This window comes from Rhodococcus sp. JCM 9793 (assembly GCF_055380405.1).
On the sequence record NZ_AP043721.1, the window covers coordinates 3,334,317 to 3,360,776 of the forward strand.

Annotated in this window: 23 protein-coding genes; 21 read left to right on the forward strand and 2 right to left on the reverse strand. The window is 66.3% G+C overall.

Features of this window, described 5'->3' with window-relative positions:
* Window positions 1-15: 15 nt before the first annotated feature.
* From ACZ46K_RS17500 to ACZ46K_RS17515, 4 genes are all read left to right on the forward strand, one after another.
* A complete protein-coding gene (locus tag ACZ46K_RS17500; protein WP_464749373.1) occupies window positions 16-807 on the forward strand; it encodes a 2-phosphosulfolactate phosphatase in 792 nt (263 codons plus the stop codon).
* A 570-nt stretch (window positions 808-1,377) separates the two neighbouring features.
* On the forward strand, window positions 1,378-2,109 hold the full coding sequence (locus ACZ46K_RS17505; protein WP_464743878.1) for a helix-turn-helix domain-containing protein: 732 nt from the start codon (window positions 1,378-1,380) through the stop codon (window positions 2,107-2,109).
* Window positions 2,110-2,159: 50 nt separating this feature from the next.
* Window positions 2,160-2,615 (forward strand): zinc ribbon domain-containing protein, encoded by a 456-nt coding sequence (locus ACZ46K_RS17510; RefSeq protein ID WP_054810415.1) that lies wholly within the window; start codon window positions 2,160-2,162, stop codon window positions 2,613-2,615.
* A gap of 243 nt (window positions 2,616-2,858) precedes the next feature.
* Window positions 2,859-4,331: a protein kinase domain-containing protein gene (locus ACZ46K_RS17515; RefSeq protein WP_464749374.1), complete on the forward strand. Its 1,473-nt coding sequence runs from the start codon at window positions 2,859-2,861 to the stop codon at window positions 4,329-4,331.
* A 27-nt stretch (window positions 4,332-4,358) separates the two neighbouring features.
* Here the strand turns inward: ACZ46K_RS17515 and ACZ46K_RS17520 are convergent, their stop codons facing one another.
* Window positions 4,359-4,901: a hypothetical protein gene (locus tag ACZ46K_RS17520; protein WP_054806509.1), complete on the reverse strand. Its 543-nt coding sequence runs from the start codon at window positions 4,899-4,901 to the stop codon at window positions 4,359-4,361.
* A gap of 87 nt (window positions 4,902-4,988) precedes the next feature.
* On the opposite strand from ACZ46K_RS17520, the gene ACZ46K_RS17525 reads away from it, so the two are divergent.
* On the forward strand, window positions 4,989-5,486 hold the full coding sequence (locus ACZ46K_RS17525; protein WP_464743880.1) for a GbsR/MarR family transcriptional regulator: 498 nt from the start codon (window positions 4,989-4,991) through the stop codon (window positions 5,484-5,486).
* Between the two features lie 45 nt (window positions 5,487-5,531).
* On the opposite strand, the gene ACZ46K_RS17530 is transcribed toward ACZ46K_RS17525, so the two are convergent.
* On the reverse strand, window positions 5,532-6,563 hold the full coding sequence (locus ACZ46K_RS17530) for an iron-siderophore ABC transporter substrate-binding protein (protein ID WP_464743882.1): 1,032 nt from the start codon (window positions 6,561-6,563) through the stop codon (window positions 5,532-5,534).
* Between the two features lie 203 nt (window positions 6,564-6,766).
* Here ACZ46K_RS17530 and ACZ46K_RS17535 point away from each other — a divergent pair, with 203 nt between their 5' ends.
* The 16 genes from ACZ46K_RS17535 (at window position 6,767) to nuoK (ending at window position 26,460) form a co-directional block, all read left to right on the forward strand.
* Complete coding sequence (locus ACZ46K_RS17535) at window positions 6,767-8,449, forward strand: ABC transporter ATP-binding protein (RefSeq protein ID WP_464749375.1); 1,683 nt, start codon at window positions 6,767-6,769, stop codon at window positions 8,447-8,449.
* On the forward strand, window positions 8,446-10,257 hold the full coding sequence (locus tag ACZ46K_RS17540; protein WP_464743884.1) for an ABC transporter ATP-binding protein: 1,812 nt from the start codon (window positions 8,446-8,448) through the stop codon (window positions 10,255-10,257). The genes ACZ46K_RS17535 and ACZ46K_RS17540 overlap by 4 nt, the downstream gene beginning before the upstream one ends.
* Before the next feature lie 228 nt (window positions 10,258-10,485).
* Complete coding sequence (locus tag ACZ46K_RS17545) at window positions 10,486-10,788, forward strand: hypothetical protein (protein ID WP_464743886.1); 303 nt, start codon at window positions 10,486-10,488, stop codon at window positions 10,786-10,788.
* A 115-nt stretch (window positions 10,789-10,903) separates the two neighbouring features.
* Entirely contained in the window at window positions 10,904-13,270 is a 2,367-nt protein-coding gene (locus ACZ46K_RS17550; protein ID WP_464743888.1) for an Hsp70 family protein, read from the forward strand.
* A 165-nt stretch (window positions 13,271-13,435) separates the two neighbouring features.
* Complete coding sequence (locus ACZ46K_RS17555; protein WP_464743889.1) at window positions 13,436-15,214, forward strand: Hsp70 family protein; 1,779 nt, start codon at window positions 13,436-13,438, stop codon at window positions 15,212-15,214.
* A gap of 84 nt (window positions 15,215-15,298) precedes the next feature.
* Complete coding sequence (locus ACZ46K_RS17560) at window positions 15,299-15,724, forward strand: Rv3143 family two-component system response regulator (protein ID WP_054810598.1); 426 nt, start codon at window positions 15,299-15,301, stop codon at window positions 15,722-15,724.
* Between the two features lie 198 nt (window positions 15,725-15,922).
* Entirely contained in the window at window positions 15,923-16,282 is a 360-nt protein-coding gene (locus ACZ46K_RS17565) for an NADH-quinone oxidoreductase subunit A (protein WP_054807248.1), read from the forward strand.
* Window positions 16,283-16,368: 86 nt separating this feature from the next.
* A complete protein-coding gene (locus tag ACZ46K_RS17570; protein WP_464743890.1) occupies window positions 16,369-16,923 on the forward strand; it encodes a NuoB/complex I 20 kDa subunit family protein in 555 nt (184 codons plus the stop codon).
* Complete coding sequence (locus tag ACZ46K_RS17575) at window positions 16,920-17,615, forward strand: NADH-quinone oxidoreductase subunit C (RefSeq protein WP_464743891.1); 696 nt, start codon at window positions 16,920-16,922, stop codon at window positions 17,613-17,615. Before ACZ46K_RS17570 ends, ACZ46K_RS17575 begins: the two co-directional genes overlap by 4 nt.
* A 14-nt stretch (window positions 17,616-17,629) precedes the next feature.
* Entirely contained in the window at window positions 17,630-18,931 is a 1,302-nt protein-coding gene (gene nuoD / locus ACZ46K_RS17580) for an NADH dehydrogenase (quinone) subunit D (RefSeq protein ID WP_054810599.1), read from the forward strand.
* Entirely contained in the window at window positions 18,928-21,051 is a 2,124-nt protein-coding gene (nuoF, locus tag ACZ46K_RS17585) for an NADH-quinone oxidoreductase subunit NuoF (RefSeq protein WP_464743892.1), read from the forward strand. Before nuoD ends, nuoF begins: the two co-directional genes overlap by 4 nt.
* Window positions 21,052-21,053: 2 nt before the next feature.
* Window positions 21,054-23,507, forward strand: a complete 2,454-nt coding sequence (locus ACZ46K_RS17590) for an NADH-quinone oxidoreductase subunit G (RefSeq protein WP_464743893.1) — start codon at window positions 21,054-21,056, stop codon at window positions 23,505-23,507.
* Complete coding sequence (gene nuoH, locus ACZ46K_RS17595) at window positions 23,504-24,829, forward strand: NADH-quinone oxidoreductase subunit NuoH (protein ID WP_464743894.1); 1,326 nt, start codon at window positions 23,504-23,506, stop codon at window positions 24,827-24,829. The genes ACZ46K_RS17590 and nuoH overlap by 4 nt, the downstream gene beginning before the upstream one ends.
* Window positions 24,822-25,376, forward strand: a complete 555-nt coding sequence (gene nuoI / locus ACZ46K_RS17600) for an NADH-quinone oxidoreductase subunit NuoI (protein WP_054806664.1) — start codon at window positions 24,822-24,824, stop codon at window positions 25,374-25,376. The genes nuoH and nuoI overlap by 8 nt, the downstream gene beginning before the upstream one ends.
* Window positions 25,373-26,164, forward strand: a complete 792-nt coding sequence (locus tag ACZ46K_RS17605) for an NADH-quinone oxidoreductase subunit J (RefSeq protein WP_464743895.1) — start codon at window positions 25,373-25,375, stop codon at window positions 26,162-26,164. Before nuoI ends, ACZ46K_RS17605 begins: the two co-directional genes overlap by 4 nt.
* Window positions 26,161-26,460, forward strand: a complete 300-nt coding sequence (gene nuoK / locus ACZ46K_RS17610) for an NADH-quinone oxidoreductase subunit NuoK (RefSeq protein ID WP_054719375.1) — start codon at window positions 26,161-26,163, stop codon at window positions 26,458-26,460. The genes ACZ46K_RS17605 and nuoK overlap by 4 nt, the downstream gene beginning before the upstream one ends.

Sequence of the window (26,460 nt, forward strand, 5' to 3'; positions counted from 1 at the left end):
ATGACCGGCACTCGGATGAACGTTGCGCACCGGCAACTCGATTTCCAGATCCGATTCGACTGGGGATTGGGGGGCGCCGCGGCCATCGCGGAGGGCGCGGATGTCGCGGTCGTGGTGGATGTCCTGTCGTTCACCACCACACTTTCTGTCGCGCTCGACGCCGGCATCGACGTCCTGCCCTATCGGTGGCGGGACGAGACCGCAGCGGACTACGCGGTCGCACACGACGCTGTGCTCGCGGTGCGGCGCAGCGAGGTCTCCGAGGGGGCGGTGAGCCTGTCGCCCGGCACGATTCGCGCGTCCCGCGGAATTGCGCGGCTGGTGTTGCCATCACCGAACGGGTCGTCGATCGCGTACGCATTGCAGTCGACGACATCGACGTGCCTCGGTGCGTCGCTGCGAAACTTCCACGCCGTCGCGGCATGGATCGCCCGACATCATCCGACCGCTGTGGTCGCCGTCGTCGCGGCGGGGGAGAAGTGGCCGGACGGGTCGTTGCGTCCGGCCGTCGAAGACCTGTGGGGTGCGGGTGCTGTGATCGCGGAGTTGGTTGATACCCACGGCTTCGGGACGTTGTCGCCGGAGGCCGAGCACGCCCACCGTGCGTGGGATGCGGCCGCCGACCGGTTCTCCGAGGCGCTGCACGACTGTGCGTCGGGACGTGAACTTGCGCTGATCGGATTCGCCGACGATGTTGCGATCGCGTCGGAGGTGCGAGGCAGCAATTGCGTTCCGATAGTTCTCGATGATCGGTTCGTCGATGCCACGAGCATCGGGCGTACTCGATGGAAAGTCTCGCCCAGCTGAGTCAGTGCCGGTCGAAGAGTCGATCGCGGACCTCGTGTCCAAGCGTTCTCACGGCATCTCGATGCCGCGTCTCGCGGTCCTGACGAGTGTGATCAGACCTTCCCCGGCGAGTCCGACGCCGATCGTGAAGATCAGTGGGACACCGCGCGGAGTGGTCATTGAGCACCTTCGTGAGACGCACCATTCCGCGAGATGGAGGGTTTCGAACTGCTCGACATCCTGTGAGCAAATGTGAACAAACATGATCGAATGTGTTCACAATGCGTGTGAAGCCGGCCGAGTGGGCGCACCCACAGGCTACATGTCGGACCCCTCTGCGAGGATGATCCTCGTGACGTATCGCAACCGTCCGGCCCGGCTCGGAGCCCTACCTCCGACGGTGGCCTTATCAGCGCGGGGCTGCCGGATCGTGGCGGGCGACCATGGCCAGCAACACGATCCGGTGCGGGACCTCATCGAGGATCCGACCTCGAGGTGTCGCCGGTTCTACCGCCACAGCCATGCGCGCACTCGTGCGATGCGGCCGGTCACTGCCACCACGCAGGACATTCCCGAGCCGCAGGTCGTGTGATGGCTCGGTTCGAGATCCCGGACGGCTGGACCGCGCAGGCCTACAAGTTCGCACTCGACCCCACCCCGGCGCAGGTGCGGGCGTTCCGCTCGCACGCCGGCGGGGCCCGTAAGGCGCACAACACGATGCTCGCGCTGGCGAAGGCGGTGATGAACCAGCGGCAGGCCGAACGCACCTACGGCATCGCCGAGGACGAGTTGACACCCACATTGGGATGGTCGCTCGCGGGGCTGCGCAAGCAGTGGAACGCCCGCAAGGACCTGGTGGCGCCGTGGTGGGCCGAGAACTCCAAAGAGGCATACAACTCCGGGTCGGATGCTCTCGCCCGCGGCCTCGACGCGTGGTCGACATCCCGCAAAGGTAAACGGGCCGGGAAAACCATCGGGTTCCCGAAATTCAAGACCGCCCGGTCCCGCCGGTCGGTGCGGTTCACCACCGGCACCATCCGTGTCGAGACGGACCGGCATCACGTCACCCTCCCGAGGCTGGGGCGGATCCACACCTGCGAGTCCACCCGGAAACTGGCCCGACGGATCGAGGCGGGCACCGCCCGGATCCTTTCCGCCACCCTGAGTGAGGATTCGGCCGGTCGGTGGCACGTCGCCTTTCAGGTTCTCGTGCACCGCGCGGTCGAGGTACCGGGACATGTCGGGGCGGGTGAGTCGGTGGTCGGTGTCGACGTCGGGGTGAAGGCGGACCCGCTGATCGTTGTCGCCACGCCCGCCAGGTAGGCCCGTACGACCCGTCGACCAAGACGAAACGGCGGCCGTCGAAACGTTGGGTGCGGCAGCAACGCCGGATCGGCCGCACCCACGCGCATGCGGCTGCGGTGCGCCGGATGCTGTCGTACAAGACCCGCTGGTACGGCTCCACGTTGGTGGAGGCCGGCCGGTACTTTCCGTCCACTAAATTGTGTTCGGGGTGTGGCAGGCGAAAACCGAACCTGACTCTCGCGGACCGGACGTATGTGTGTGAGCACTGCGGAGTGACGATCGATCGTGATCGTCATGCCGCGATCAACCTCGCCGGCCTCGGCGAGACCCAGCGCACGGGTGCAACGGGGATCGGTACCGGGAGTAGCCCGGCCGCCACCGTTTCGGGTGGAGACGGGCGTGGAGCCACGCGGGAGTCCGCGACTACGGAAGTGGTCGACGCCGCAGGCGATGAAGCGTCAACCCGGCACCAGCAGTCGCTGGGTGGGACCGGGACTGTCTCATCGGAAGGTGAGGCTGCCTGATGGGCAAGCAAACAGAGTGTGCTCATGTTTGCTCACCAGAAGGCAACGGTCGGTTCATGTCGGTGACACGCGGTAGCGCTAGGGCGCGGACTCGGTGGCGGACGACTGCACACCCACCGGTGTCAGCAGAACGCTGAGTGCGGCGCAGTGACCGCGCGGCAACGGCTCGATCGAATCTCTTTCGGACGCTCCGGTTAAGCTCTCTACCGCAGACGCTCAGCGACAACCGACTGTGGGGAGATGATGGTGGCTGAACTGACCCCCGGCACGGTCTTTGCAGGATTCACGATCGAACGGCTCTTGGGTGCCGGTGGTATGGGTTCGGTCCATCTTGCGGCTCATCCTCGAATCCCCAGGAAGATCGCGCTGAAGCTGTTGCACACGTCTCTGACCCATGATCAGCATGCGAGCGTGCTGTTCGAGCGTGAGTCGGACCATGCTGCGCGACTCGATCATCCGAACATCGTTTCGATTCTGGATCGTGGACGTGAAGGTGATCAGTTGTGGATTGCGATGCAATACGTCGCCGGAACGAACGCCTCCGAGGCAGTGGCACGGGCGGCATTCGAGCCGTCCCGGGCCGTGCATATCGTCGGAGAGATTGCGAAGGCTCTCGACTATGCGCATGCGAACGGTGTCTTGCACCGCGATGTGAAGCCGGCGAACATGCTTCTGGAGGAGACCGGTCCGGGTCGGTCCGGACGTGTCCTGCTCGCGGACTTCGGAATTGCCAAGGCTCTCGCCGAGACGGCATACCGCACCAAATCGGGAACCCTGGTCGCGAGTTTGCAGTACGCGTCACCCGAGCAATTCGAGGGAACCACGCTCGATGGTCGTGCGGACGTCTATTCGCTGGGGTGCAGCCTCTTCCACCTGTTGACCGGTGAGCCCCCGTATCCGGGTGATTCCCTGCCCCAGTTGATGCACGCGCATCTGGGTGGGCGGATACCGGCACCGAGCTGGATTGCGGCGGATGTACCCGTCGAACTCGATCGGGTAGTCGCGCAGGCGATGGCCAAGAACCGCGAAGATCGTTACCCGGATTGTGTCGCGTTCGCTGACGCAGCAGCTGCGGCCATTGCAACATCCCGCAGACGGCTCGAGCCCACCAAGCTACTCGCACCCACGTATTCTCAGGAGCCCGCGCCTGCGAGCGTGCCGGAGCCCGTAAGTCAGCCCGCGATCGTATCCGCGGCACCGCCGGTCGCCGGAGTGGTCGACCAGCGACGTGGTCGGTTCGCCCGGAGCTGGAAGTTGTTGGCGGCCATGGGAGTTCTCGTCGTGTTGGTCGCGACTGTTCTCGTGGCAAGTCAGTTCTCGCCGTTCGACTCGAATGAGTCGTCCGCGTCGGCCACCAATTCCACAACGATGCTGGGCGCCGACGGAGTCGAGTACACCGTGTCGGGGAGTCTTCTGGAGAAGTACTCCCAAGCGACCGTGCCTCAGAAGGCGGACCTCGGACAGCCGTTGGGTCCCGAGAAGACCAATCCTGACGGCAAGTACCAGTGGTTCGTCGGCGGTGTCATCATTCAGAAGGCTGGACAACCTCCGTATATCGTGTGGGGTGAGATACGCAACAAGTGGAATGTGCTCGGTGGCAGTCAAGGTTCGTTGGGTTACCCGACCAGCGATGAGATCGATATCGATGGGGTGAAGGTGAGTACCTTCGAGAACGGTTCGATCACCTTCGATGACGGTATCGTGACCGTCCGCTGATTGTCGTGATGGATGCTGGCCTCGAACTCACCACGCCAGGGTTTCACCGCGCACGCGAATCCGGCCGAAGAACCGTGTGCCGATATCCAGGCCATCGCGGTTGTATCCGTTCATGAGGTCGGCGAGCGCGTCGACGAGTGCTCGAAGCGCCGCACTCGTGGTCTCGATTCCGTATTCCGACACCCATCCCCATTCTTGGGGGACGTTCTCGAGGGCGATGACGACTTCGGAATCATGGGGCGTCGAGACGGTGTAGGAGATTCCGGCAGGGGCATCGGCGATCGGATCGGACACGGCGGGTTGTCCTCGGTGCGTCGCCGGGGCGAAGGCCACGCGGGCGAGTGCGATGTCCTCACGGATCATCTCCGCGATGCGTGGCAGATTCGAGTGCCGGCCGACACGGTGGTGCCTCGCACCGTAGGTCCGGTCGCCGGAGGCATGTGGGAGACGCGACGAGCTCAGGATCCGATCGAGCATGCGTTGCGCTGCGGCGCGTTCACCGTCGCCGGTGCGAGGGTGGTCGATCAGTGCTCGCAGACGCACGATTCGGATGCTCGCGTTGCCGGCCATGCGCGCACGTTATCGCGCAACCGTGTCGAGGTCCACGGACGCACCACCCGCGCAGCGGACGATAGGCGGATTGCGACAATGTCTGCCATGAGCAGTTCCCGCGGGGTGGAGGACGCAGACGACGTCCGGTCGTGGTTCGTCGAACGATTTGCCGACTACTGGCAGACAGGTGGCGCATCGAGGATCGAAGGGCGCATCGCGGGTTATCTGCTCGTCGACGAATCAGGAGGAGTGAGCGCTGACGAACTCGCTCGTGTACTGGGGGCGAGCCGCGGTTCGGTATCGACCTACACCCGCCGCCTCGTCGCCCGCGGTTTCGTGCAGCGGGTCCGGCGTGCGGGGGAGCGGGCCCACTATTTCGTGATGGCCGACGACGTGTGGGGCGGCTTCCTCGACATCGAGGAGGAGTATCTGCGCAGCCAACGGTTCCTCGCGGAGGAGGCGCTCGCGCGGGTGGCCCCGAAGTCGGCGGCGCACGTCCGGGTCGAGAACATGCGCGACTACATGGGGTGGCTGCTCGACAACCGGAAATTGAGTGCCGAATGGAAGCGGTACAAAGCCGAACGTGACAACGAGAAAGGGTGAAGGCGGTAGGTATCCGCCTTCACCCTTCTCTCATGTATCCGTCTGTTACCGGTCGAGCTTCGAGATCGCTTCGTCGATCATCGGGACATAGCGGTCGAGAGCCCACGGCACGGTGAGCGGGTTGATGATCGACGACCCGGTGACGAAGGGCTGTTCTTCGGGCGCCACGATCGAACCCCGCGAGATCGCCGGGATCTGCTGGTAGACCGGCTGTGCCTCGATCTCGGTGCGGTTCGCCGGGTCGCTGTAGAACGTGAAGATCAGGTCCGAGTCGGCGAGCAGGTTCGCGTTCTCGAGACCGATGACCGACGAGTCGGTGCCCTCGGTCTCCTCGAGCGTGTCGACGACCGGGTCGACGGTGAGCCCGAGTCCGCGGACCATCGCGACACGCTGCTCGTTCGCGAGGAACACGCCGAGTGTGGCGGGGCCGGTGTTGTAGATGTACGAGAAGCTCACGTCCTGGTAGTCAGGATGCTCGGCGGCTGCCTTCGTGAACGTGTCGTCGATCTCGGTGATGAGGTCGAGGGCCTCGTCGTGCTTGCCCATCGCGGTGCCGATCGTCTCGATCTGGTCCTGCCACGTGATCGTCCACGGCAGTTCCGGGTACGCAACGGTCGGTGCGATGCCGTCCAGCAGGTCGTACTGCTCCTGGGTGACACCGGACCACGGCGCGAGGATCAGATCGGGTTCCAGCGCGGCGATCGCCTCGATGTCGACCTCGGCTCCGCCGGTGAACTGGGTCGGCAGTTCCTCGCCGCGCTCGGTGAGCTCTTCATGGATCCACGGCAGGTAGCCGGTCTCGTCGCTGCCCCACGGGTACTCCTCGATGCCGACCGGGACGGAGCCGAGGGCGATCACGGTTTCCGCGGATCCCATGCCGAGAGTGACGATGCGTTCGGGCTGCTCGGTGATCTCGGCGGTGCCGAGGGCATGCTCGATGGTCACCGGTTCGAAGTCGCCGGACGCGGTGTCGGATCCACTGTCGTTGCTCGAACATGCCCCGAGCAGGAGAGCGCCGGCCGCGACCATCGCGATGAGCTGGGGCCGGCGGAGGGCACGGCCGAGTCTGTGGTGCATGGATGCCTTTCGACGAGGCGGGGCGAGGGGATGTCCCCACCGAACTGTCGGGTCAGCCTAGCCTTACCTAGCCTATGGTTTCAAAAGTTCTGAAACTTCAGACGGTGGAAGAGTCCTCGGCGGTGTCGTCGCCTAGGGTGAACGCGGCGGAAACGGGAGGTGCGGTGGACACGCAGAACCAGGCGTCGCGCGGAAACGCGCTGATGTGGCGGACGCTGCGGCGACACCGCGGAAGCATGACCGTCGCAGTCGTGCTGTGCGGTCTGCACCAGTTGTTCGAGGCGCTCGTCCCGGTCGCGATCGGCGCGATCGTCGCGAACGCCATCGCGCCGGGTGATCGGACTGCGATGGCTGCCTGGCTTGTCGCCCTTGCGCTGTTGTTCACGGCCCTAACCTATTCCTGGCGTTTCGGCGCACGCCTCGTCGTCGCAGCGATGGAAGGGGAAGGACACCGGCTCCGCGTCGAGGTCACCGACACACTCCTGCGTCCACGCGGCGTCCGTACCGACATGCGCGCGGGGGAACTGCTCTCCGTCGCCACCTCGGACGCCGATCGCACCACCTGGATCCTCGACCTCGTCGCGCGGGCCGTCGCGAGCGTGGTCGCGGTGATCGCGACGGCGGTGATCCTGTTCGTCATCGATGTTCCGCTCGGCCTCGGCGTTCTCGTCGGAACGGTCGCACTGCTCGCAGCACTGCACTTCGCCGCACCCGTCATCGCACACCGCACCGCCGAGCAGCAGGCCCGCATCGGGACCGCTTCGGCCGTCGCGACAGACCTCGTCACCGGGCTGCGGCCGCTGCGTGGATTCGGGGGAGAAGCCGAAGCCGGGCAACGCTTCCGCGCCGTCAGTGCCGACGCACTGACTGCCACGCTCGGCGCGGCGAAGGTCCGATCGGTGTTCGCGGGTGTCTCGACCAGCGCGAGCGCGTTACTTGCGGTGGCAGTCGCCGCCGGGGCGGGTTGGCTGGCGCTCAGTGGCCGGATCGGCCTCGCCGAGGTCATCACGGTGGTGGGTCTGGCTCAATTCCTCATCGAGCCACTGACCACGCTCGCCCAGGTTCCCGCCGTCGTTGCGGCATCGCGGGGATCGGCCGACCGCGTTGCGCGGGTCCTCGACAGCGCACCGCTACTGCACCCCGGAAGCGACGACGTGAGCCACCGCGCGCAAGGGCCGGTCCTCGAGATGGCCGACCTCACGTATCGGACGCTCGACGGGCTCGACCTCACCGTCGCCCGCGGAGAGTTCGTCGGAATCGTCGCGTACCGACCTGAAGACGCCGATGCAGTGTTCGCGCTGTTGTCGTCGCAGGTCCCCGCGGACGACTACACCGGGTCGTTCAGCGTCGGATCGGTGCCCGCCCGCGACCTTCCGATCGAGCTGGCCCGCACACTGGTCCTCGCCGAACCACACGACACCTTCCTGTTCTCGGGCACACTGCACTCCAACATCACTGCGGGGCGTGGCTCCGCCGCATCGATCGACCTCGAGCGCGCACTCGACGCGTCCGCCGCCCGCGAAGTCGTGGATCTGCACCCGTCCGGTCTCGACCATCCCGTCGGAGACGACGGCACCACACTTTCCGGCGGCCAGCGGCAACGCATCGCGTTGGCGCGGGCGCTCGTGGCGGATCCGCCGGTGCTCGTCCTGCACGATCCGACGACCGCGGTCGACTCGGTCACCGAGCTGAACATCGCAGAGGGGCTCGTCGCGCTCCGGCACGGAACCGATCCGCGCACCACGATCGTCCTCACCTCGAGTCCTGCGCTTCTCGCCGCCGCCGACCGTGTCGTGGTAATCGATCAAGGTCGCGTGGTCGCAGCCGCGACCCACCATCGGCTCGCAGAGATCGACGTGGTGTACCAGGAGGCGGTCGTTCGATGACGCAGATGATTCCGGATGCCGAACGTCCACTACTGCCCGTCGCCACAGCCCGCGAATCGTGGGCGTGGCTCGGGCGGGCGGTCCGGACGAAGTCGGCCATCGCGGCAGCGGGAATCGTCACGGCAGCGCTGGGAGCGGCGGCGACCGTGCTCCCCGTCTACATGTTCGGAGTCCTCGTCGACCGCGTGCGTGAGTCGGCTCCGATCGCCTCCCTCGGTGGGATCGTCGCGATCATTGCTGTCGCGGCGGTTGCCGCGGGTGTGTTCACCGGTCTTTCCCGGTACTTCGTCGCGGTGCTGGGGTCCACGGTGCTCGCCCGGCTCCGCGAAGTAGTAGTCGTGCGTACCCTGCGTTTGCCGATGCGCACGGTCGAGCAGGCAGGCAAGGGCGACGTCCTCGCCCGCGTCGGCGACGACGTCGCCGTGATCGACAAGGCTGTCTCCGACGCTGTCCCACCGGTGATCTCCGCGCTGTTCCTCGTTGTGGTGAGCCTGACCACGATGGTCGGAATCGACTGGCGCCTGGGGCTGGCCGGCATGATCGCCGTCCCCATGTACACCCTGGCGCTGCGGTGGTACCTGCCGCGGTCGGCGCCTCGATACGCCGCGCAGCGTGTCGCGATGGGGGCGCGATCCCAGGCCTTGATCAGCAGCATCCAGGGGCAGCGCACCGTGCGCGCGTACGGAACCGAAGCCGTGCACCGAGATCTCGTGGACCAGGCGTCCGATCGCGCCCGGGTGCTGGGCATCGACGTGTTCGGGATCTTCGCGCGGTTCGCGAGTCGCGGGAACCGCGCCGAGTACGTGAGTCTGGCCTGCATCCTCACCGCAGGATTCATCCTGGTCGACGACGGGTCGGTCACAGTCGGCCAGGTCACCGCGGCGGCACTCCTGTTTCACCAGTTGTTCAATCCCATTGCCGCGATCTTGTTCACCTTCGACGAGGTGCAATCGGCCGGAGCGAGCTTGGCCAGGCTCGTCGGCGTCGTCTCGCTCCCCGATACTGCACCGCCGGTCGACCCACGCCCGCCCACCGATTCCGGTCTGCGGCTGAGCGGTATCCGCCACGGTTACGACGGGCATGAGGTACTGCATGGCATCGACCTGACCATCGCCCCCGGTGAGCGGATCGCGCTCGTCGGTCCGACCGGGTCGGGTAAGAGCACCCTCGCGTCGATCGCGGCAGGCAGCATCACCCCCGATTCCGGCGAGGTGGTACTGGGCGGGGTTCCGCTGGTCGAAGTGACGGGCACGATCCGCGACCACATCGCGATCGTCACCCAGGAGGTACACACCTTCGCGGGCCCACTCCGCGAGGATCTGCAGCTCGCCGCCCCGCAGGCCGACGACCAGGCGTTCGAGGCCGCACTCACGTCGGTGGGCGCGATCGGCTGGGTCCGCGCGTTGCCTGCCGCCGTCGACACCGTGGTGGGCGAGGGAGGTCATCGGCTCACCGCCGCGCAGGCGCAGCAACTCGCGCTCGCCCGCGTGCTGCTCGCCGATCCCGCGGTCGTGGTTCTCGACGAGGCGACCGCGGAGGCCGGAAGTGCCGGCGCCAGGGATCTCGAGAATGCGGCGGCCGCCACCGTGGACGGCCGGACCTCGCTGGTGGTGGCGCACCGTCTCACCCAAGCGGCAACCGCGGACAGGATCGTCGTGCTCGAGCACGGTCTGGTCTGCGAGTCGGGGACCCATGAGGAGTTGGTTGCTGCGGGAGGGCAGTATGCGCGGCTGTGGGCGACCTGGTCGGGGGACAGTGCGGTCGGGAACACTGTTCCCGGGGGCGAGGCCGAGGAGGGCGCTGAATAAGGCCGGCGGGCCTCGAGATGCAACAGCTTGGTGACACGCCACAGGCCAGTTGCGAGATATTCATCACATTTGGTAGTGTTTCGTTATCCGCTACGCTGCCGGCCCGGGCGTGGTGGGAGAAGAGCGGAACTTTCGGTCCATTCGGATACCGCGATCGTGCATCTCGATGACTTCGATCTTCGACGAAGCGCGGTCGAGTCCGCTCCGGGGAGGGAACGGGAGGGAATCATGGGCGAACATCGCGCCGAGTCGGGGGACCGGTCGTCACAGGGCAGGGCGTTGGCAATTCTCGTTCTGTCAGCAGCACTCATTGTCGGAACCACAGTGGTGATGGTCACCGGTTCTGTCGTGTCGGGTGTGCTCTACGGAGCGCTCACAGGCGTGTGCGTCATCGTTGCGCACCTGATGATCACGCCGGGGCCCGCAGCCGGTCGGCTACACACCGCCGGCGAACGTGTCCGGAGCATGCGCCGACCGCATCCTCGGGGAGTAGCCGGCGTTCGGGGCGGCGGCAAGCACTCCGTCGCCTAGGAGAACAGCGGTCGCTCAGGAAAGCCACCGCGACACAGCAACACCCGGTGGGTGATCCACGTCGGATCTCTGCTGGATCGGTGTACTTGCGTGCCCTCGCTTACTCTCTTGAGTCATGAGCATGGGGGACCGGTCGCTGGCAATCGATTTCGGCACGTCGAACACCGCTGCGGCCGTGACCGATCCGCGCACGGGCATCCACACGCTCTCGTTGACGCATCACGGCAATCTCATGTCGTCGTCGGTGTTCGTCCGGTCGGTCCCGGTTCGGTCGCTCGACGATATCCTCGTCGGCGATGCTGCGGTCAATGCTGCCGATTCGGACCCGGGTGCCTTCGTTCCGTCACCGAAACGGCTCGTGGGTATGCCCGCAGTGTCGGTCCACGGCACACCCGTACCGCGTGCAGCGCTGTTCGCAGCCGTGATCGGCAACGTCTACCACCGCGCATTGCGTCACAACAACAGCGTCCCGCCGTCCCACGTCGTGCTCACCCACCCCGAAGCGTGGTCGGCGGACCTGATCTCCGTCCTGACCGACGCGGCGGTGCAGGTCGGTATAGATCCGTCCACCGTCGTGACGGTGTCCGAGCCCCGTGCCGCCGCGTACTTCTACACCCGCAGCACCCCGATCCCCGCCGGATCGGCGATCGCAGTGTTCGACTTCGGCGGCGGCACCGTCGACGTGGCGATCCTGCGCAGTACTCCCGACGACGAATTCGAGGTGGTCACCGCCGTCGGCGACAACGGCCTCGGCGGTAAGAACTTCGACGCACTCGTCCGCGGCTGGGCAGAATCCCAGCTTGCCGATCTCAACCCCGAACTCGCCGATTACCTGCGCGGATCCGCCCCTGATCAGTTGCAGGCGCGGCGCGCACTCGAGGAATCCGCACGTCGCGCCAAGGAAGTGCTGTCCGATGCGCCGTCCGCGACAGTATCGGCCGCCGGAGGACCGTGGCGTGAGAACCTGCTCCTGACACGCGACGAGTTCGAAGACCTCATCGCTCCGCAGATCGAGCACGCGGCAGCGCTCGTCCGCACTGCACTGACCCAGGGTGGCGTTCCACACGATCGGCTGCAGGCGATTTATCTCACGGGCGGATCCTCACGGATCCCGCTGGTGCACAGTGCGCTCGGGCAGATCGGCCCCGTCGCGACCCTCGACGACCCGAAGACCGTCGTCGTCCGCGGTGCACTCGTCGCCACCGGCCGCTCCGGCCGCCCTGCGGCAGCACCCACGGTGCCGGTGCACGCACCTCGGCCGCCGGATGCACCCAACCGTGTCCGCGCATCCGGCCGAGTTCTCACGGTTCTGGGTGCGGTGGTGGCGGTGATCGCTGCCGCCATCGGTGTCGCGGTGTACTGGCCTGATCCCGGCGCCGGTGAGGGCACCGCGGCGAGCGGAGGGCCCGCACCGTCGCCGACGGAGAACGACGTGTTCACGGTCTCCGCCGGCGGGTGGTTCACCTGCGCAGATTCGCTCGGTGATGTCAGCTGCTGGGGGCTCAACGCTTCCGGTCAACTCGGCGACGGAACCGCCGATTCTCGATACTCACCCGTCTCGGTCGAGCTCCCCGCACCCGCGTCCGCGCTCGGGACGGGTCGTGAGCACACCTGCGCCGCCCTCGACAACGGCGAGACCCACTGCTGGGGCTACAACACTTTCGGTCAGCTCGGCACCGGCACCACCGACCCGAGCACAGAACCCGTGCGGCTCGAGATGCCCGCCTCTGTCTCGGCGCTGAGCGCAGGTGAGGACCACACGTGCGCCCTGACCGAGAGCGGCGAAGGCTACTGCTGGGGCCGCAACACCAACGGCCAGATCGGTGAGGAAGGGGCCGACCTGATCGCCTCGCCCTACCGCATCGACCTCCCCACCCTGACGTCGCTGACAGCGGGTGGCAATCACACGTGCGCGTCCACCGTCGTCGGCGATGTCTTCTGCTGGGGCGCGAATACGTCCGGTCAACTAGGCCGCGGGTACACCAACGACTCGGACGTCGCGATCGCCGACCCGCTGCAGGTGGAACTCCCCGGCCCCGCCGCGTTCGTCGCGGCGGGGCGCGGACACACCTGCGCCGCCCTCGAAGATGCCCGGACATACTGCTGGGGTGAGAACGGCTGGGGCCAGATCGGGGACGGCACGAACGACTCGCACTCCGAACCCGTGCAGACCTCGCTGCCGGGTCGGGCCGTCGCCCTGTCCGCCTCGCTGCGGCACACCTGCGCGCTGACCGAGGACGGCGCCGTCTCCTGCTGGGGTACGGCGGACTGGGGGCAGAACACGAGCGCCCCCGGCGCCATCTCGACAGCGCCGGCGCGGGTGACACTGCCGTCGGCGGCGACGACCATCACGACCGGCGCCGTTCATACCTGCGCGACCACCGTGGACGACCAGGTGTTCTGCTGGGGCGAGAACGGAAACGGCGAACTGGGCAACGAATCGACGACGGCGAGCGCGGTACCGGTGCGGGTCCCCGTCTGACCACGCCGCCACTGCGGAAGTTTCCCCCCGTCGTACGGGTTTCCGTTGCCTCACGACCCACGGCAACCCGGGCAACGCGAGGAAAGTGTCGTGCGGGATTCGGGACCGTCTGCGTGCACACGCCGACAAGATCAACTTACGGTCGGAGTACTAGTCTCCTGATTCATGAGTGATGACCGATGGTGGCTCGCGATCGATTTCGGGACGTCGAACACAGCAGCCGCACACACCCGGGCAGGCGATGGTTCGATCCATCCGGTGTCGCTCACCCATCGGTCGAACCTGATGCCTTCAGCGGTGTTCGTACGCGCAGACGGGGAGATTCTCACCGGCGACGCCGCCCGGAACGCGGCGGACCATCACCCGGACAGATTCGTTTCGGCGCCCAAACGTCTGATCTCCCAGCCGTTCATCCGGACCGGCGGCATAGATATGACGCCGTCGCAGATGATCGCGGCGGTGCTGCGCGGTGTCGTCCGCCGGTCGATGGCGCTGCACAACGACGTGCCACCCGAACGCGTCGTGCTCACCCACCCCGAGGCGTGGTCGCACGCCACCGTCGCGGTACTGGTGGACGCGGCCTCGCGCGCGGGAATCGACCCGTCTGCGATCACCACCGTGTCGGAACCTCGGGCGGCGGCGTACTACTATTCCCGCACGGCTCCGCTGCTGTCCGGCACTGCTCTTGCGGTGTTCGACTTCGGCGGCGGGACCGCCGACGTCGCGGTACTACGGGTCGCGGACTCCGGAGCGTTCGACGTCGTAGCGGCACGTGGCGACAACGCGCTCGGAGGAAAGAACTTCGACGCACTCGTCCGGCGCTGGGCACTCGACCACGTGGCAGACCGCGACCCCGCCCTGCGCGCCGAATTTGCCGACGGGGCACCTGGAAGCATCGAAGCCGTCGGGGTGCTCGACGACACTGCTCGTGCCGCCAAGGAAGTGTTGTCGGAGACTCCGTCGGCGACGGTCGTAGTCGCGGGAGCGGCATCCCGGACGACCTTGTCGATGACCCGACCGGAATTCGACTCGCTGATCACCCCGCAGGTCGAATCGGCGGTAGACCTGGTCCGCGGCGCGCTCGCCGATGCGGGTGTGACGCCCGGGTCCCTGCACTCCCTCTATCTGACCGGTGGATCGTCGCGGATTCCACTCGTGCACCAGCAATTGTCGCGGGTGGCGCGGGTCGCGACCCTCGACGATCCCAAGACCGTCGTGGCGCAGGGCGCGTTGATCGCTGCGCGGCAGATGTTGCGCCCCGACCAGAATCGCGTTGCGGCCCGGAATCATGTTGGGTCTCCGAACCCTGCGACGGGCCCGAACGTTCCGGCGTCCCCGACCCGCAGCACATCGAGGGGTACCCGCCTGGGCGTCATTGCGGGGGCGGTGACCGCACTCGTCGCCGTCGGTGTCGTCGTCGCGTGGAACAGCACGAGGGACGATTCGGTCGACCCTCGGGTACTCGCCGGTGCATCGACCGGTATCACCACGGTGACCACCATGACGGTCACCGAGGAGGTCACGACCACGCCCGCGCCCACGACGACTCCGGCGACCACCAAGCCCACCAAGCCCACGACCACGCGAACCAGCGCGACACCGCCTCGGAGCGTCGTCACCGTAGCGAACGCGGACACGCGGGGATTCGTCGGCGGCGCAGGTCCGCGATGCAACGCGGACAACGAGGCCGTCGGTATCGCGCGCACCGAGGACTCACACATCGTGGTGTGCCGGACCGGTGTCGACCGCCTCTACTACAAGGGCATCCGCGTCGACGACGGATCCGAGATCGAGATCGACGATCCGATCGCGACGGCGGACGGGTTCCAGGTCACCAACGACGGAGTCACCTACCGGTTCGATGACAGGGCCCTGCTCATCACCGAGAGTGGTGTCGAACTCGCGCGAGAACCCATGCTCGAATTCTGGTCGGCGTACAACTGAGCGGAGCGCCCGGTTCCGTGCGACACGCCGTGCAAGCGCGACCGAACGGTCCAGTGGCCTCCGCGAGGATCTAGCATCGGGCGCGTGAGTGATGCCGCGAGCCGTCCCGCAACTCTGAAGGTCCTCGTGTACAGCGACGACGCCACCGTGCGCGACCGAGTGCAGGCCGCACTGGGAACGACGCTGCACCCCGACCTTCCGACGATCGAGTACGTCGAGGTGGCCACCGCACCAGTCGTCCTCGAGCACCTCGACGCCGGGGAGATCGATCTGGTGATCCTGGACGGAGAGACCGCGCCGGCCGGAGGGCTGGGAATTGCGAAGCAGCTCAAGGACGAAATCGACCCGTGCCCACCGGTCGTCGTCATCATCGGCCGCCCCGACGACACCTGGCTCGCATCATGGTCGCGGGCCGAGGCCGTCGTGTCGCACCCGATCGACCCGATGAAACTCGGTCGCGAGGTCGTCAGGCTCCTACTTCCCGACACCGATCAGGCACCCGGACACTGATTCGAGCCGCCCGGTGAAGGCGCGAACCCTACTCCTCGCGAGGAGGCCGAACAGGCGGACACGCCGCTCCGAAGAATGCGTGTCGAATCCTGGACAAGTCCGGCGTCATCAGCACTAGTGTGTGTGCCGTGGCTCACAGGACATCGGGTGTCCGTCAGCCGCACGACCGGGGATCGCCGTTCGGAACCGGAGGTGCCGATGAACGTCTACGTGCCGATTCTGGTGCTCGGCGCAGTCGCGCTCGCGTTCGCCCTCTTCTCTGTGGTCGTGGCGAGCATCGCCGGTCCGAGTCGCTACAACCGGGCGAAACTCGACGCCTACGAATGCGGCATCGACCCGACGCCGCAGCCTACCGGCGGCGGCAGATTTCCGGTCAAGTACTACCTGACGGCCATGCTGTTCATCATCTTCGACATCGAAATCGTCTTCCTGTACCCGTGGGCGGTCCATTTCGATGCACTCGGGGTGTTCGGTCTGGTCGCCATGGGCCTGTTCATGTTCAACGTGTTCGTCGCCTACGCCTACGAGTGGAGACGGGGCGGCCTGACATGGGATTGACCGGATGAACCCAACACTCAATGCTCCGTAAATCGATTGCGCCCGAATAAGATCCACAATCTTGTCGAAGGTGGTAAGAGTCGGATATGGGTCTCGAAGAGAAGGTCCCGAGCGGATTTCTGCTCAGCACGGTCGAAGTGCTCGCCGGGTTCGCACGTAAAGGGTCGCTCTGGCCCGCCTCGTTCGGTCTCGCGTGCTGCGCGATCGAGATGATGTCGACCGCGGGTGGACGCTTCGACATTGCTCGATTCGGAATGGAAGCGTTCCGAGCGTCGCCGCGTCAGGCCGACGTGATGATCGTCGCCGGGCGTGTCAGCCAGAAGATGGCACCGGCCCTCCGCCAGGTGTACGACCAGATGGTCGAACCGAAATGGGTCCTGTCGATGGGGGTGTGCGCATCGTCCGGGGGGATGTTCAACAACTACGCGATCGTGCAGGGCGTCGACCACGTGGTACCCGTCGACATCTACCTGCCGGGATGCCCACCACGCCCCGAGATGCTGATCAATGCGATCCTCGCGCTGCACGACAAGATCCAGCACATGCCGCTCGGGGTCAACCGTGAGGAAGCGGTGCGCGCCGCCGAGCAGGCCGCCCTCGCGCAGCGCCCGCTCATCGAGCTGAAGGTGCCGCGCCGATGACCGACGACCCCACACCTGATTCGGTCCCCGCGGAAGCCATCGCCCAGCGCCGCGGAATGTTCGGCATCCGCGGCACCGGGGACACCAGCGGCTATGGCCGGCTCGTGCGCCGGATTGCCCTGCCCGACAGCAGTCCGCGACCGTTCGGTGGTTACCTCGATGACCTCGCGGATACCCTCGAGGATGCCGTGAACGACGCCGGGCCCGGCGGATTCGAGGCCGCCGTGGAGAAGATCGTCGTGTTTCGGGGAGAGATGTCGGTGCACGTACGCCGCGAGCATCTTCGCTCGGTCGCCTGCACGCTGCGCGACCATCCCGCACTGCGATTCGAACTGTGCCTCGGCGTCAGTGGCGTGCACTACCCGGAGGACACCGGCCGCGAACTGCATGCGGTGTATCCGCTGATGTCGATCACCCACAACCGGCGCATTCTCATCGAGGTCACCGCACCCGACGCCGATCCTCACCTTCCGTCGCTCCACGCGGTCTACCCCACAACGGACTGGCACGAACGCGAGACCTACGACTTCTTCGGCCTCGTCTTCGACGAGCATCCGGCCCTGACCAGGATCCAGATGCCCGACGACTGGAACGGCCACCCGCAACGCAAGGACTACCCGCTCGGCGGAATCCCCGTCGAGTACAAGGGCGCACAGATCCCGCCACCGGACGAGCGGAGGGCCTACAATTGACGAACGACGCTGCGATGGAGTCGGATACAGGCCCGACCGTCTACGACGCGGTGGGCCAGGACTGGGACGAGATCAGCGCTGCAACACGGGCCGCCGGCGAAGACCACATCGTGGTCAACATGGGCCCGCAGCACCCCTCCACCCACGGCGTGCTGCGCCTGATACTCGAGATCGACGGCGAGATGGTGACCGAAGCCCGGTGCGGAATCGGCTACCTGCACACCGGGATCGAGAAGAATCTCGAATACCGCAACTGGACGCAGGGCGTCACGTTCGTGACCCGAATGGACTACCTGGCGCCGTTCTTCAACGAGACCGCGTACTGCCTGGGCGTCGAGAAGCTCCTCGGCATCACCGACCTGATCCCCGAACGCGCGTCGATCATCCGCGTGATGCTCATGGAACTCAACCGCATCTCGTCTCACCTGGTGGCTCTCGCAACCGGCGGCATGGAACTCGGTGCCACCACACCGATGCTCTTCGGGTTCCGCGAACGCGAACTCGTGCTCGAGGTGTTCGAGATCATCACGGGTCTACGCATGAACCACGCCTACATCAGGCCAGGCGGCCTCGTGCAGGATCTCCCACCCGAAGCCGTGCCCAAGATCCGCGACCTGCTGAAGCTCATGCCCAGCCGCCTGCGCGACATGGAGCTGCTGCTCAACGACAACCCGATCTGGAAGGCGCGGACCGAGGGGATCGGATACCTCGACCTCACCGGGTGCATGGCGCTCGGCGTCACCGGCCCGATTCTGCGCGCCACCGGGCTGCCGCACGATCTGCGCCGGGCACAACCGTACTGCGGATACGAGAACTACGAATTCGACGTCGTCACCCACACCGGAAACGACTGCTACGGCCGCTACCTGATCCGGGTGAACGAGATGTGGGAGTCGCTGAAAATCGTCGAACAATGCCTCGACCGCCTGCAACCCGGCCCGGTGATGGTGCAGGACCGGAAGATCGCGTGGCCGGCGCAACTGGCGCTCGGCTCCGACGGTCTCGGTAACTCGCTCGAGCACATCCGCACCATCATGGGCACCTCGATGGAAGATCTCATCCATCATTTCAAACTCGTCACCGAAGGCATCCGGGTGCCCGCCGGCCAGGTGTACGTCGCGGTCGAGTCGCCCCGTGGCGAACTCGGAGTGCACATGGTCAGCGACGGAGGTACCCGCCCCTATCGCGTGCACTACCGCGACCCGTCGTTCACGAATCTGCAGGCAGTCGCTGCGATGTGCGAGGGCGGCATGATCTCCGACGTGATCGCCGCGGTCGCCAGCATCGACCCGGTGATGGGAGGAGTGGACAGATGAGCAGCACTGAACACATCGTGCCGGTGGTACCCGGTTCGGCGCCGGCCGAGCCGGTGTTCGTTCCGCTCGGACCGCGGCCGGAGGAAGACACCCGGCTCGTGCGGCCCGGCGATCGCCGAAGCTACCCCGACGATGTCCGCGCCCGCCTCGACGCCGATGCCGCCCAGATCATCGCCCGGTATCCGCAGAGCAGGTCGGCGCTGTTGCCGCTGCTGCATCTCGTCCAGGCCGAGGACAGCTACATCACCCCGGCCGGAATCGAATTCTGCGCCGGCCACCTAGGGTTGACCGGCGCGGAGGTCGCCGCCGTCTCCACGTTCTATACCATGTACCGCCGCTCCCCGACGGGGACCTACCACGTCGGCGTGTGCACCAACGCGCTGTGCGCGACCATGGGCGGCGACGACATCTACGCCACGCTCTGCGACCGACTCGGAGTGGACAACGGCGGCACCACACCCGACGGCGCAGTCACGATCGAACACATCGAGTGCAATGCCGCGTGTGACTACGCGCCGGTGATGACGGTCAACTGGGAACTGTTCGACAACCGCACCGTCGACTCCGCGGCGGCCCTCGTCGACGATCTGCGGGCCGGGTCACCACCGGAACCCACGCGCGGCGCGCCGCTGCGCACCTTCCGCGACACCGCCCGCCTTCTGGCGGGATTCCCGGACAACCGGCCCGGAGCGCTCGAGGCCGGGGGCAGCGCCGGTCCGGCGTCGCTCGTCGGTCTGCGCATCGCTCGCGACAAGCACATGCAGGCACCTCCCGTGTCGGACGAACCCGTGGTGCACGACGAGCCGCTCGACTCCACCTTGACACCGGTGCTCACCGAATACTGGGACGACGATCGGTCCTGGACTCTCGAGACGTACCTCCGCCACCGCGGATACGACGCACTGCAGATCGCGCTAGGCAAGGACCCCGACGAGATCATCGACGACGTCAAACAATCCGGCCTGCGTGGACGAGGCGGGGCCGGATTCTCCACCGGCACCAAATGGTCGTTCATTCCCCAGGGCGACGGAAAGCCGCACTACCTCGTCGTCAATGCCGACGAATCGGAACCGGGCACCTGCAAGGACATGCCCCTGATGCTCGCGACCCCTCACGCGCTCGTCGAAGGGGTCGTCATCTCGGCGTACGCGATCCGCGCACAGCACGCCTTCATCTACCTGCGCGGTGAGGCAGTGCCGGTGCTGCGCCGACTCCAGGCCGCCGTCGCAGAAGCCTACGACGCGGGATATCTCGGCCACGACATCCTCGGATCCGGATTCGACCTCGAACTCGTCGTGCATGCGGGAGCCGGTGCGTATATCTGCGGGGAGGAGACGGCCCTACTCGATTCCCTCGAAGGCCGCCGCGGACAGCCACGTCTGAGGCCGCCGTTCCCCGCCGTCGCCGGCCTGTATGCGTGCCCGACCGTGGTGAACAACGTCGAATCCATCGCGAACGTGCCGCCCATCATCCGCAACGGCGTCGAGTGGTATCGCTCGATGGGCACCGAGAAGTCCCCGGGCTTCGCCATGTTCTCGCTGTCGGGTCACGTGAACAACCCCGGCCAGTACGAGGCCCCGCTCGGCATCACCCTGCGCGAACTGCTCGACCTCGCGGGCGGTGTGCGTCCGGGGCACCGCCTCAAATTCTGGACTCCCGGGGGCTCTTCCACCCCGATCTTCACCGACGAACACCTCGATGTTCCGCTCGATTACGAGCACGTCGGGGCCGCCGGGTCGATGCTCGGCACCCGCGCACTGCAGATCTTCGACGACACCACGTGCGTCGTCCGCACCGTGCTGCGGTGGACGGAGTTCTACGCGCACGAGTCGTGCGGCAAATGCACCCCGTGCCGCGAGGGCACGTTCTGGCTCGAACAGATCCTGCACCGACTCGAGCACGGACGCGGAACCGAGGCGGACCTCGAGAAGCTCCTCGACATTGCCGACAACATCCTCGGCCGAGCTTTCTGTGCACTCGGGGACGGCGCCACGAGCCCGATCACGTCGTCGCTCGCCTACTTCCGCGACGAATACGTCGCGCATTTCGAACACGGGGGGTGCCCGTTCGACCCGAGCCTGGCAGCCCTGTCCGATGTGCGCGAGACCGGAGGACAGTAATCATGACCGCCGCAGCGCAGACCGGTTCCGGCGACACGACCCCCGTCGAACTCGTCTCCGTCACCATCGACGGCACCGAACTGTCCGTCCCCAAGGGAACACTGGTGATCAGGGCTGCCGAACTGATCGGCGTCCAGATCCCCCGATTCTGCGACCACCCGCTCCTCGATCCGGTCGGGGCATGCCGCCAGTGCCTCGTCGACGTCGAAGGGCAACGCAAGCCGCTCGCCTCGTGCACCACGGTCGTCACCGACGGGATGGTCGTGCGTACCCAGGCCACGTCGCCCGTCGCCGACAAGGCGCAGCAGGGCGTGATGGAGCTTCTGCTGATCAACCACCCCCTCGATTGCCCTGTGTGCGACAAGGGAGGTGAATGTCCGCTGCAGAACCAGGCGATGTCCAACGGCCGACCCCAGACCCGCTTCGACGACGTGAAACGCACCTACCCGAAACCGATCGCCATCTCGTCGCAGGTTCTCCTCGACCGGGAACGATGCGTGCTCTGCGCCCGCTGTACTCGCTTCTCCGACCAGATCGCCGGCGACCGCTTCATCGATATGCTCGACCGTGGCGCTCTGCAGCAGGTCGGCATCTACACCGAGGAACCGTTCGAGTCGTATTTCTCCGGTAACACCGTGCAGGTGTGCCCCGTCGGAGCGCTCACCGGCAGTTCGTACCGATTCCGGGCCCGGCCGTTCGATCTCGTCTCGACCCCTGGCGTATGCGAACACTGCGCTGGGGGTTGCGCGCAACGCACCGACCACCGCCGCGGGTCCGTGCTGCGCCGCCTCGCGGGCGACGACCCCGAGGTCAACGAGGAATGGAATTGCGACAAGGGCAGATGGGCGTTCACCTATGCCACAGAACCCGACCGTCTCACCGGACCGATGATCCGCGACTCCGCGGGAACACTGGTCCCGGCGTCGTGGCCGGCGGCGCTCACCGTCGCGGCCAGGGGGCTTTCTGCCGCTCGAGGCAACGCCGGTGTGCTTACCGGCGGGCGACTCACCTGGGAAGAGTCCTACGCCTACGCGAAGTTCGCACGAACTGCTCTCGGCACCAACGACATCGATTTCCGAGTCCGTGCGCACAGCGCGGAGGAGACCCGTTTCCTCGGCGCCCGCATCGCCGGTAATCGGATGTCCGTCACCTATTCCGATCTGGAGAAGGCCCCGGTCGTGCTCCTCGCCGGCTTCGAACCGGAAGAGGAATCGCCCCTGATCTTCCTGCGGCTGCGTAAGGCCGTCCGCACACGAGGCACCACGGTGCTCTCTGTGGCATCGCATGCGAGCCGAGGACTGCAGAAGATGTCAGGAACCCTTCTCGACTGTGTCCCCGGCGGCGAAACCGGGGTGCTCGACGACCTGCGCACCGGCGCACATCCTGAACTCGGTACGCAACTGCGACGCGACGGCACGATCATCATGGTGGGGGAGCGGCTCGCCACAGCACCGGGCGCCCTGACCGCGGCCGTGCGTCTCGCCGACGAGACCGGTGCGCGCCTCGCGTGGGTGCCGCGACGTGCAGGAGACCGAGGGGCGCTCGAAGCGGGTGTATTCCCGACGCTGCTCCCCGGGGGGCGGGCGGTCGCTGATCCCGAGGCGCGACGCGAGCTCGAATCCGTGTGGGGCGGCACCGAGACCGATGCGCGACCGATGCCGGCGGCGCCCGGTCGCGACACCACGGGAATCCTCGCCGCTGCGGCCTCCGGGGACCTCTCCGCGCTGGTGGTCGCCGGGGTCGACGTCACCGACCTTCCCGATCCGCACGCCGCTCGCGCCGCGATCGATGCCGCAGGGTTCGTGGTGAGCCTCGAGATCCGCCGCAGTGAGATCAGCGACCGGGCCGACGTCGTATTCCCGGTCGCACCCGTGGTCGAGAAATCGGGGACATTCATCGATTGGGAGGGGCGCGAGCGGCCGTTCCCCACCGCGTTACCGGACACCGGGGCGTTGTCGGATCTTCGCATTCTCGACGCGCTCGCGGAGACCATGGGCCTCCGGCTCGGTCTCCCCGATATCGCCGCGGCCCGAGCCGAACTCGTCGCGCTGGGGCAACGGCGCAGTACCATCCTCGAGCATCCTGCGGCGCCGCCGGGCGAGACTCCGAAACCTGTTCTGGGTGAGGCTGTTCTGTCGACCTGGCGCATGCTGCTCGATGCCGGACGCATGCAGGACGGAGAACCGCACCTCGCCGGGACCGCACGGGCACCCGTCGCGCGCCTGTCCGCCGTGACCGCTCACGAGATCGGTATGTGTGAGGGCGACCCGCTGACGGTATCGACCGGGCGCGGCGAGATCACCCTCCCCTTGGTGATCGACGCACTCCCGGATCGCGTCGTGTGGATTCCCCTCGACTCGGCGGGGTCGGAAGTACACGAACACCTCGCCGTCGACGCGGGAGCCCTCGTACGGATCCGCTCCGCCACGACCGTCGGTGAGGAGGCACGGCAATGACCTTTGGAGCACCCACCGTCGGAGCACCCACCGCCGTCAGCGCGCGCGACGTCGACCTGTCGATGTTCGGCACCGATCCGTGGTGGCTCGTGATCGCGAAGGCCATCGTGATCTTCGCGTTCCTCGTTCTCACCACACTTGTGCTGATCCTCGCGGAACGCAAGGTCATGGCATGGATGCAGATGCGCGTCGGACCCGATCGGGTCGGTCCGAAAGGCTTGCTCCAAACCGTCGCCGACGGCATCAAACTCGGTCTCAAGGAAGGCATCACACCCACCGGAGTCGACAAGCCGATCTACCTCCTTGCACCCGTGATCGCGACCGCACCCGCCTTCATGGCCTTCGCCGTGATCCCGTTCGGACCCGTGGTGTCGGTGTTCGGGGAATCCACCCCACTGCAGCTGACCGATCTTCCCGTGGCCGTGCTCTACATCCTCGCGGTCACCTCGGTGGGGGTCTACGGCATCGTCCTCGCCGGCTGGGCGTCCGGGTCCACCTACCCGCTCCTCGGTGGCCTACGTTCGACGGCGCAGGTGATCTCCTACGAGATCGCGATGGGTCTGACCTTCGCGGCAGTGTTCCTGTTGTCCGGCACGATGTCGACCTCGGGCATCGTCGCTGCTCAGGACGGACTGTGGTACGTGGTTCTGCTCGTCCCGTCGTTCCTGATCTACTCGGTGTCGATGGTCGGTGAAACCAATCGTGCACCCTTCGATCTGCCCGAAGCCGAAGGCGAACTCGTCGGCGGATTCCACACCGAGTACTCGTCGCTGCGCTTCGCGATGTTCATGCTCGCCGAGTACGTGAACATGATCACCGTCTCTGCACTGTCGACCACGATGTTCCTGGGCGGCTGGCACGCACCGTGGCCGTTCAACATGGGCAGCTGGGCGAATTCCGGATGGTGGCCGGTGCTGTGGTTCGTCCTCAAGGTGTGGGGTGTGCTGTTCGTCTTCGTGTGGCTGCGCAGCACGCTTCCCCGCCTCCGATACGACCAGTTCATGGCGTTGGGATGGAAACTGCTCATCCCGATCGCCGTGGTCTGGGTGATGGTTGTTGCCGTCGTGAGGCAACTCGCCGGCGATGATGTACTTCCGCAATCGGCGACCCTCGTCGTCGCGGGCGTGGTCCTCACCGCAGCGGTGTTCGCCTACCTGATGATCCGCTCCCGCCGTCGTGATCGAGATCGACTCGCGCCGCCTCCATCGGCCGCGACCGACTTCGATCCGATGGCCGGAGGATTCCCGGTTCCGCCGATACCGGTCCCATCCGCGCAAGCCACATCCAAGGAGGCGAGCGATGCCCGAAAAATCGATGTCTGAACTGCTGGGTCCGCTGGCTGGTTTCGGCGTGACGCTGTCCACGATGTTCAAGAAGCCGAACACCGAGTTCTACCCCGAAGTGAAAACACCCACCGCGCCGCGCTATCACGGCCGGCACCAACTCAACCGCTATGCCGACGGACTCGAAAAATGCATCGGCTGCGAGTTGTGTGCGTGGGCGTGCCCCGCCGACGCGATTTTCGTCGAGGGCGCCGACAACACCGAGACCGAACGCTATTCGCCGGGCGAAAGGTACGGCGTGGACTACCAGATCAACTATCTTCGCTGCATCGGGTGCGGCCTGTGCATCGAAGCCTGTCCCACCCGTGCGCTGACCATGACCAACGACTACGAGATGGTCGACGACAACCGCACCGACCTCATCTATACGAAGGACCGGCTGCTCGCGCCGCTCGAACCCGGAATGCAGGCCCCACCGCATCCGATGGCACCGGGAGCTACCGACGACGACTACTACCGCGGTACCGTGCCGCCGCCCGACGGTCCCCGAAGCGGAGTCGACGGTGACGAGGAGCAGGCGTCGTGACCGCCGCTCTGCTCGCGGCCGACGCGACGTCGACCGGTGAGGCGGTGCAGTTCTGGATTCTCGGTGCAGTCGCGGTGATCGGGGCGCTCGGTGTCGTCGGCGCAGCGAAAGCGGTCTACTCTGCGATCTTCCTCGCCATGACCATGATCGTGCTCGCCATCTTCTACATCGCGCAGGGCGCACTGTTCCTCGGAGTCGTCCAGGTGGTCGTCTACACCGGCGCCGTCATGATGCTCTTCCTGTTCGTGCTCATGTTGGTCGGCATCGACTCGTCCGACTCACTCGTGGAAACTCTCCGCGCGCAGCGCGTGCTCGCCATCGTGGTGGGGCTCGGATTCGGGATCCTGCTCATCGGCGGACTCGGTAACGCCGCGACCACCGCGTTCGTCGGTCTCGACGACGCGAATGCGGTGGGCAACGTCGAAGCGCTCGCCGAACTGCTCTTCCTCGACTACGTGTGGGCCTTCGAACTCACCGGTGCGCTCCTGATCACCGCAACGGTCGGCGCGATGGTGCTTGCGCACCGCGAACGTGTCCGACCTCGGGCAACGCAACGGGAACTTGCCGAACGTAGGTTCCGGGAGGGCGGGCGGGCGACCCCGTTGCCCTCGCCCGGTGTGTATGCACGGCACAACGCGGCCGACGTTCCGGCACTGTTGCCCGACGGTTCCTTCTCCGGCGAGTCCGTCGGCCCACTACTACAACGGATCGGCCGCAACTGGGAGCCTTCGGATCTGGGAGTCCCCGGCCCGGCAGACACGGGCACGGAGAAGGGGGGTCGGGGGTGAACCCGGAGAACTACCTGTATCTGTCGGCGCTGCTGTTCACGATCGGTGCATCCGGAGTATTGCTGCGCCGCAACGCGATCGTGGTGTTCATGAGCATCGAGTTGATGCTCAACGCCGCCAACCTGGCCTTCGTCACGTTCGCCCGGATGCACGGCAACCTGCACGGCCAGGTGTTCGCGTTCTTCACGATGGTCGTCGCCGCCGCAGAAGTGGTGGTGGGACTCGCGATCATCGTCACGATCTTCCGGAGCCGCCGTTCGGCTTCCGTCGACAATGCCAATCTCCTCAAGTACTGA

What these genes read in the sequence shown, in the direction of transcription:
- ACZ46K_RS17535 (WP_464749375.1), top strand. Translation starts at nt 6,767, where the DNA reads ATGTGGCGGACGCTGCGGCGACACCGCGGAAGCATGACCGTCGCAGTC.
- ACZ46K_RS17530 (WP_464743882.1), bottom strand. Translation starts at nt 6,563, where the DNA reads ATGCACCACAGACTCGGCCGTGCCCTCCGCCGGCCCCAGCTCATCGCG.
- ACZ46K_RS17540 (WP_464743884.1), top strand. Translation starts at nt 8,446, where the DNA reads ATGACGCAGATGATTCCGGATGCCGAACGTCCACTACTGCCCGTCGCC.
- ACZ46K_RS17500 (WP_464749373.1), top strand. Translation starts at nt 16, where the DNA reads ATGAACGTTGCGCACCGGCAACTCGATTTCCAGATCCGATTCGACTGG.
- ACZ46K_RS17520 (WP_054806509.1), bottom strand. Translation starts at nt 4,901, where the DNA reads ATGGCCGGCAACGCGAGCATCCGAATCGTGCGTCTGCGAGCACTGATC.
- ACZ46K_RS17555 (WP_464743889.1), top strand. Translation starts at nt 13,436, where the DNA reads ATGAGTGATGACCGATGGTGGCTCGCGATCGATTTCGGGACGTCGAAC.
- ACZ46K_RS17505 (WP_464743878.1), top strand. Translation starts at nt 1,378, where the DNA reads ATGGCTCGGTTCGAGATCCCGGACGGCTGGACCGCGCAGGCCTACAAG.
- ACZ46K_RS17525 (WP_464743880.1), top strand. Translation starts at nt 4,989, where the DNA reads ATGAGCAGTTCCCGCGGGGTGGAGGACGCAGACGACGTCCGGTCGTGG.
- nuoD (WP_054810599.1), top strand. Translation starts at nt 17,630, where the DNA reads ATGGAGTCGGATACAGGCCCGACCGTCTACGACGCGGTGGGCCAGGAC.
- ACZ46K_RS17590 (WP_464743893.1), top strand. Translation starts at nt 21,054, where the DNA reads ATGACCGCCGCAGCGCAGACCGGTTCCGGCGACACGACCCCCGTCGAA.
- ACZ46K_RS17545 (WP_464743886.1), top strand. Translation starts at nt 10,486, where the DNA reads ATGGGCGAACATCGCGCCGAGTCGGGGGACCGGTCGTCACAGGGCAGG.
- ACZ46K_RS17575 (WP_464743891.1), top strand. Translation starts at nt 16,920, where the DNA reads ATGACCGACGACCCCACACCTGATTCGGTCCCCGCGGAAGCCATCGCC.
- ACZ46K_RS17570 (WP_464743890.1), top strand. Translation starts at nt 16,369, where the DNA reads ATGGGTCTCGAAGAGAAGGTCCCGAGCGGATTTCTGCTCAGCACGGTC.
- nuoI (WP_054806664.1), top strand. Translation starts at nt 24,822, where the DNA reads ATGTCTGAACTGCTGGGTCCGCTGGCTGGTTTCGGCGTGACGCTGTCC.
- nuoF (WP_464743892.1), top strand. Translation starts at nt 18,928, where the DNA reads ATGAGCAGCACTGAACACATCGTGCCGGTGGTACCCGGTTCGGCGCCG.
- ACZ46K_RS17565 (WP_054807248.1), top strand. Translation starts at nt 15,923, where the DNA reads ATGAACGTCTACGTGCCGATTCTGGTGCTCGGCGCAGTCGCGCTCGCG.
- ACZ46K_RS17515 (WP_464749374.1), top strand. Translation starts at nt 2,859, where the DNA reads ATGGTGGCTGAACTGACCCCCGGCACGGTCTTTGCAGGATTCACGATC.
- nuoH (WP_464743894.1), top strand. Translation starts at nt 23,504, where the DNA reads ATGACCTTTGGAGCACCCACCGTCGGAGCACCCACCGCCGTCAGCGCG.
- ACZ46K_RS17550 (WP_464743888.1), top strand. Translation starts at nt 10,904, where the DNA reads ATGAGCATGGGGGACCGGTCGCTGGCAATCGATTTCGGCACGTCGAAC.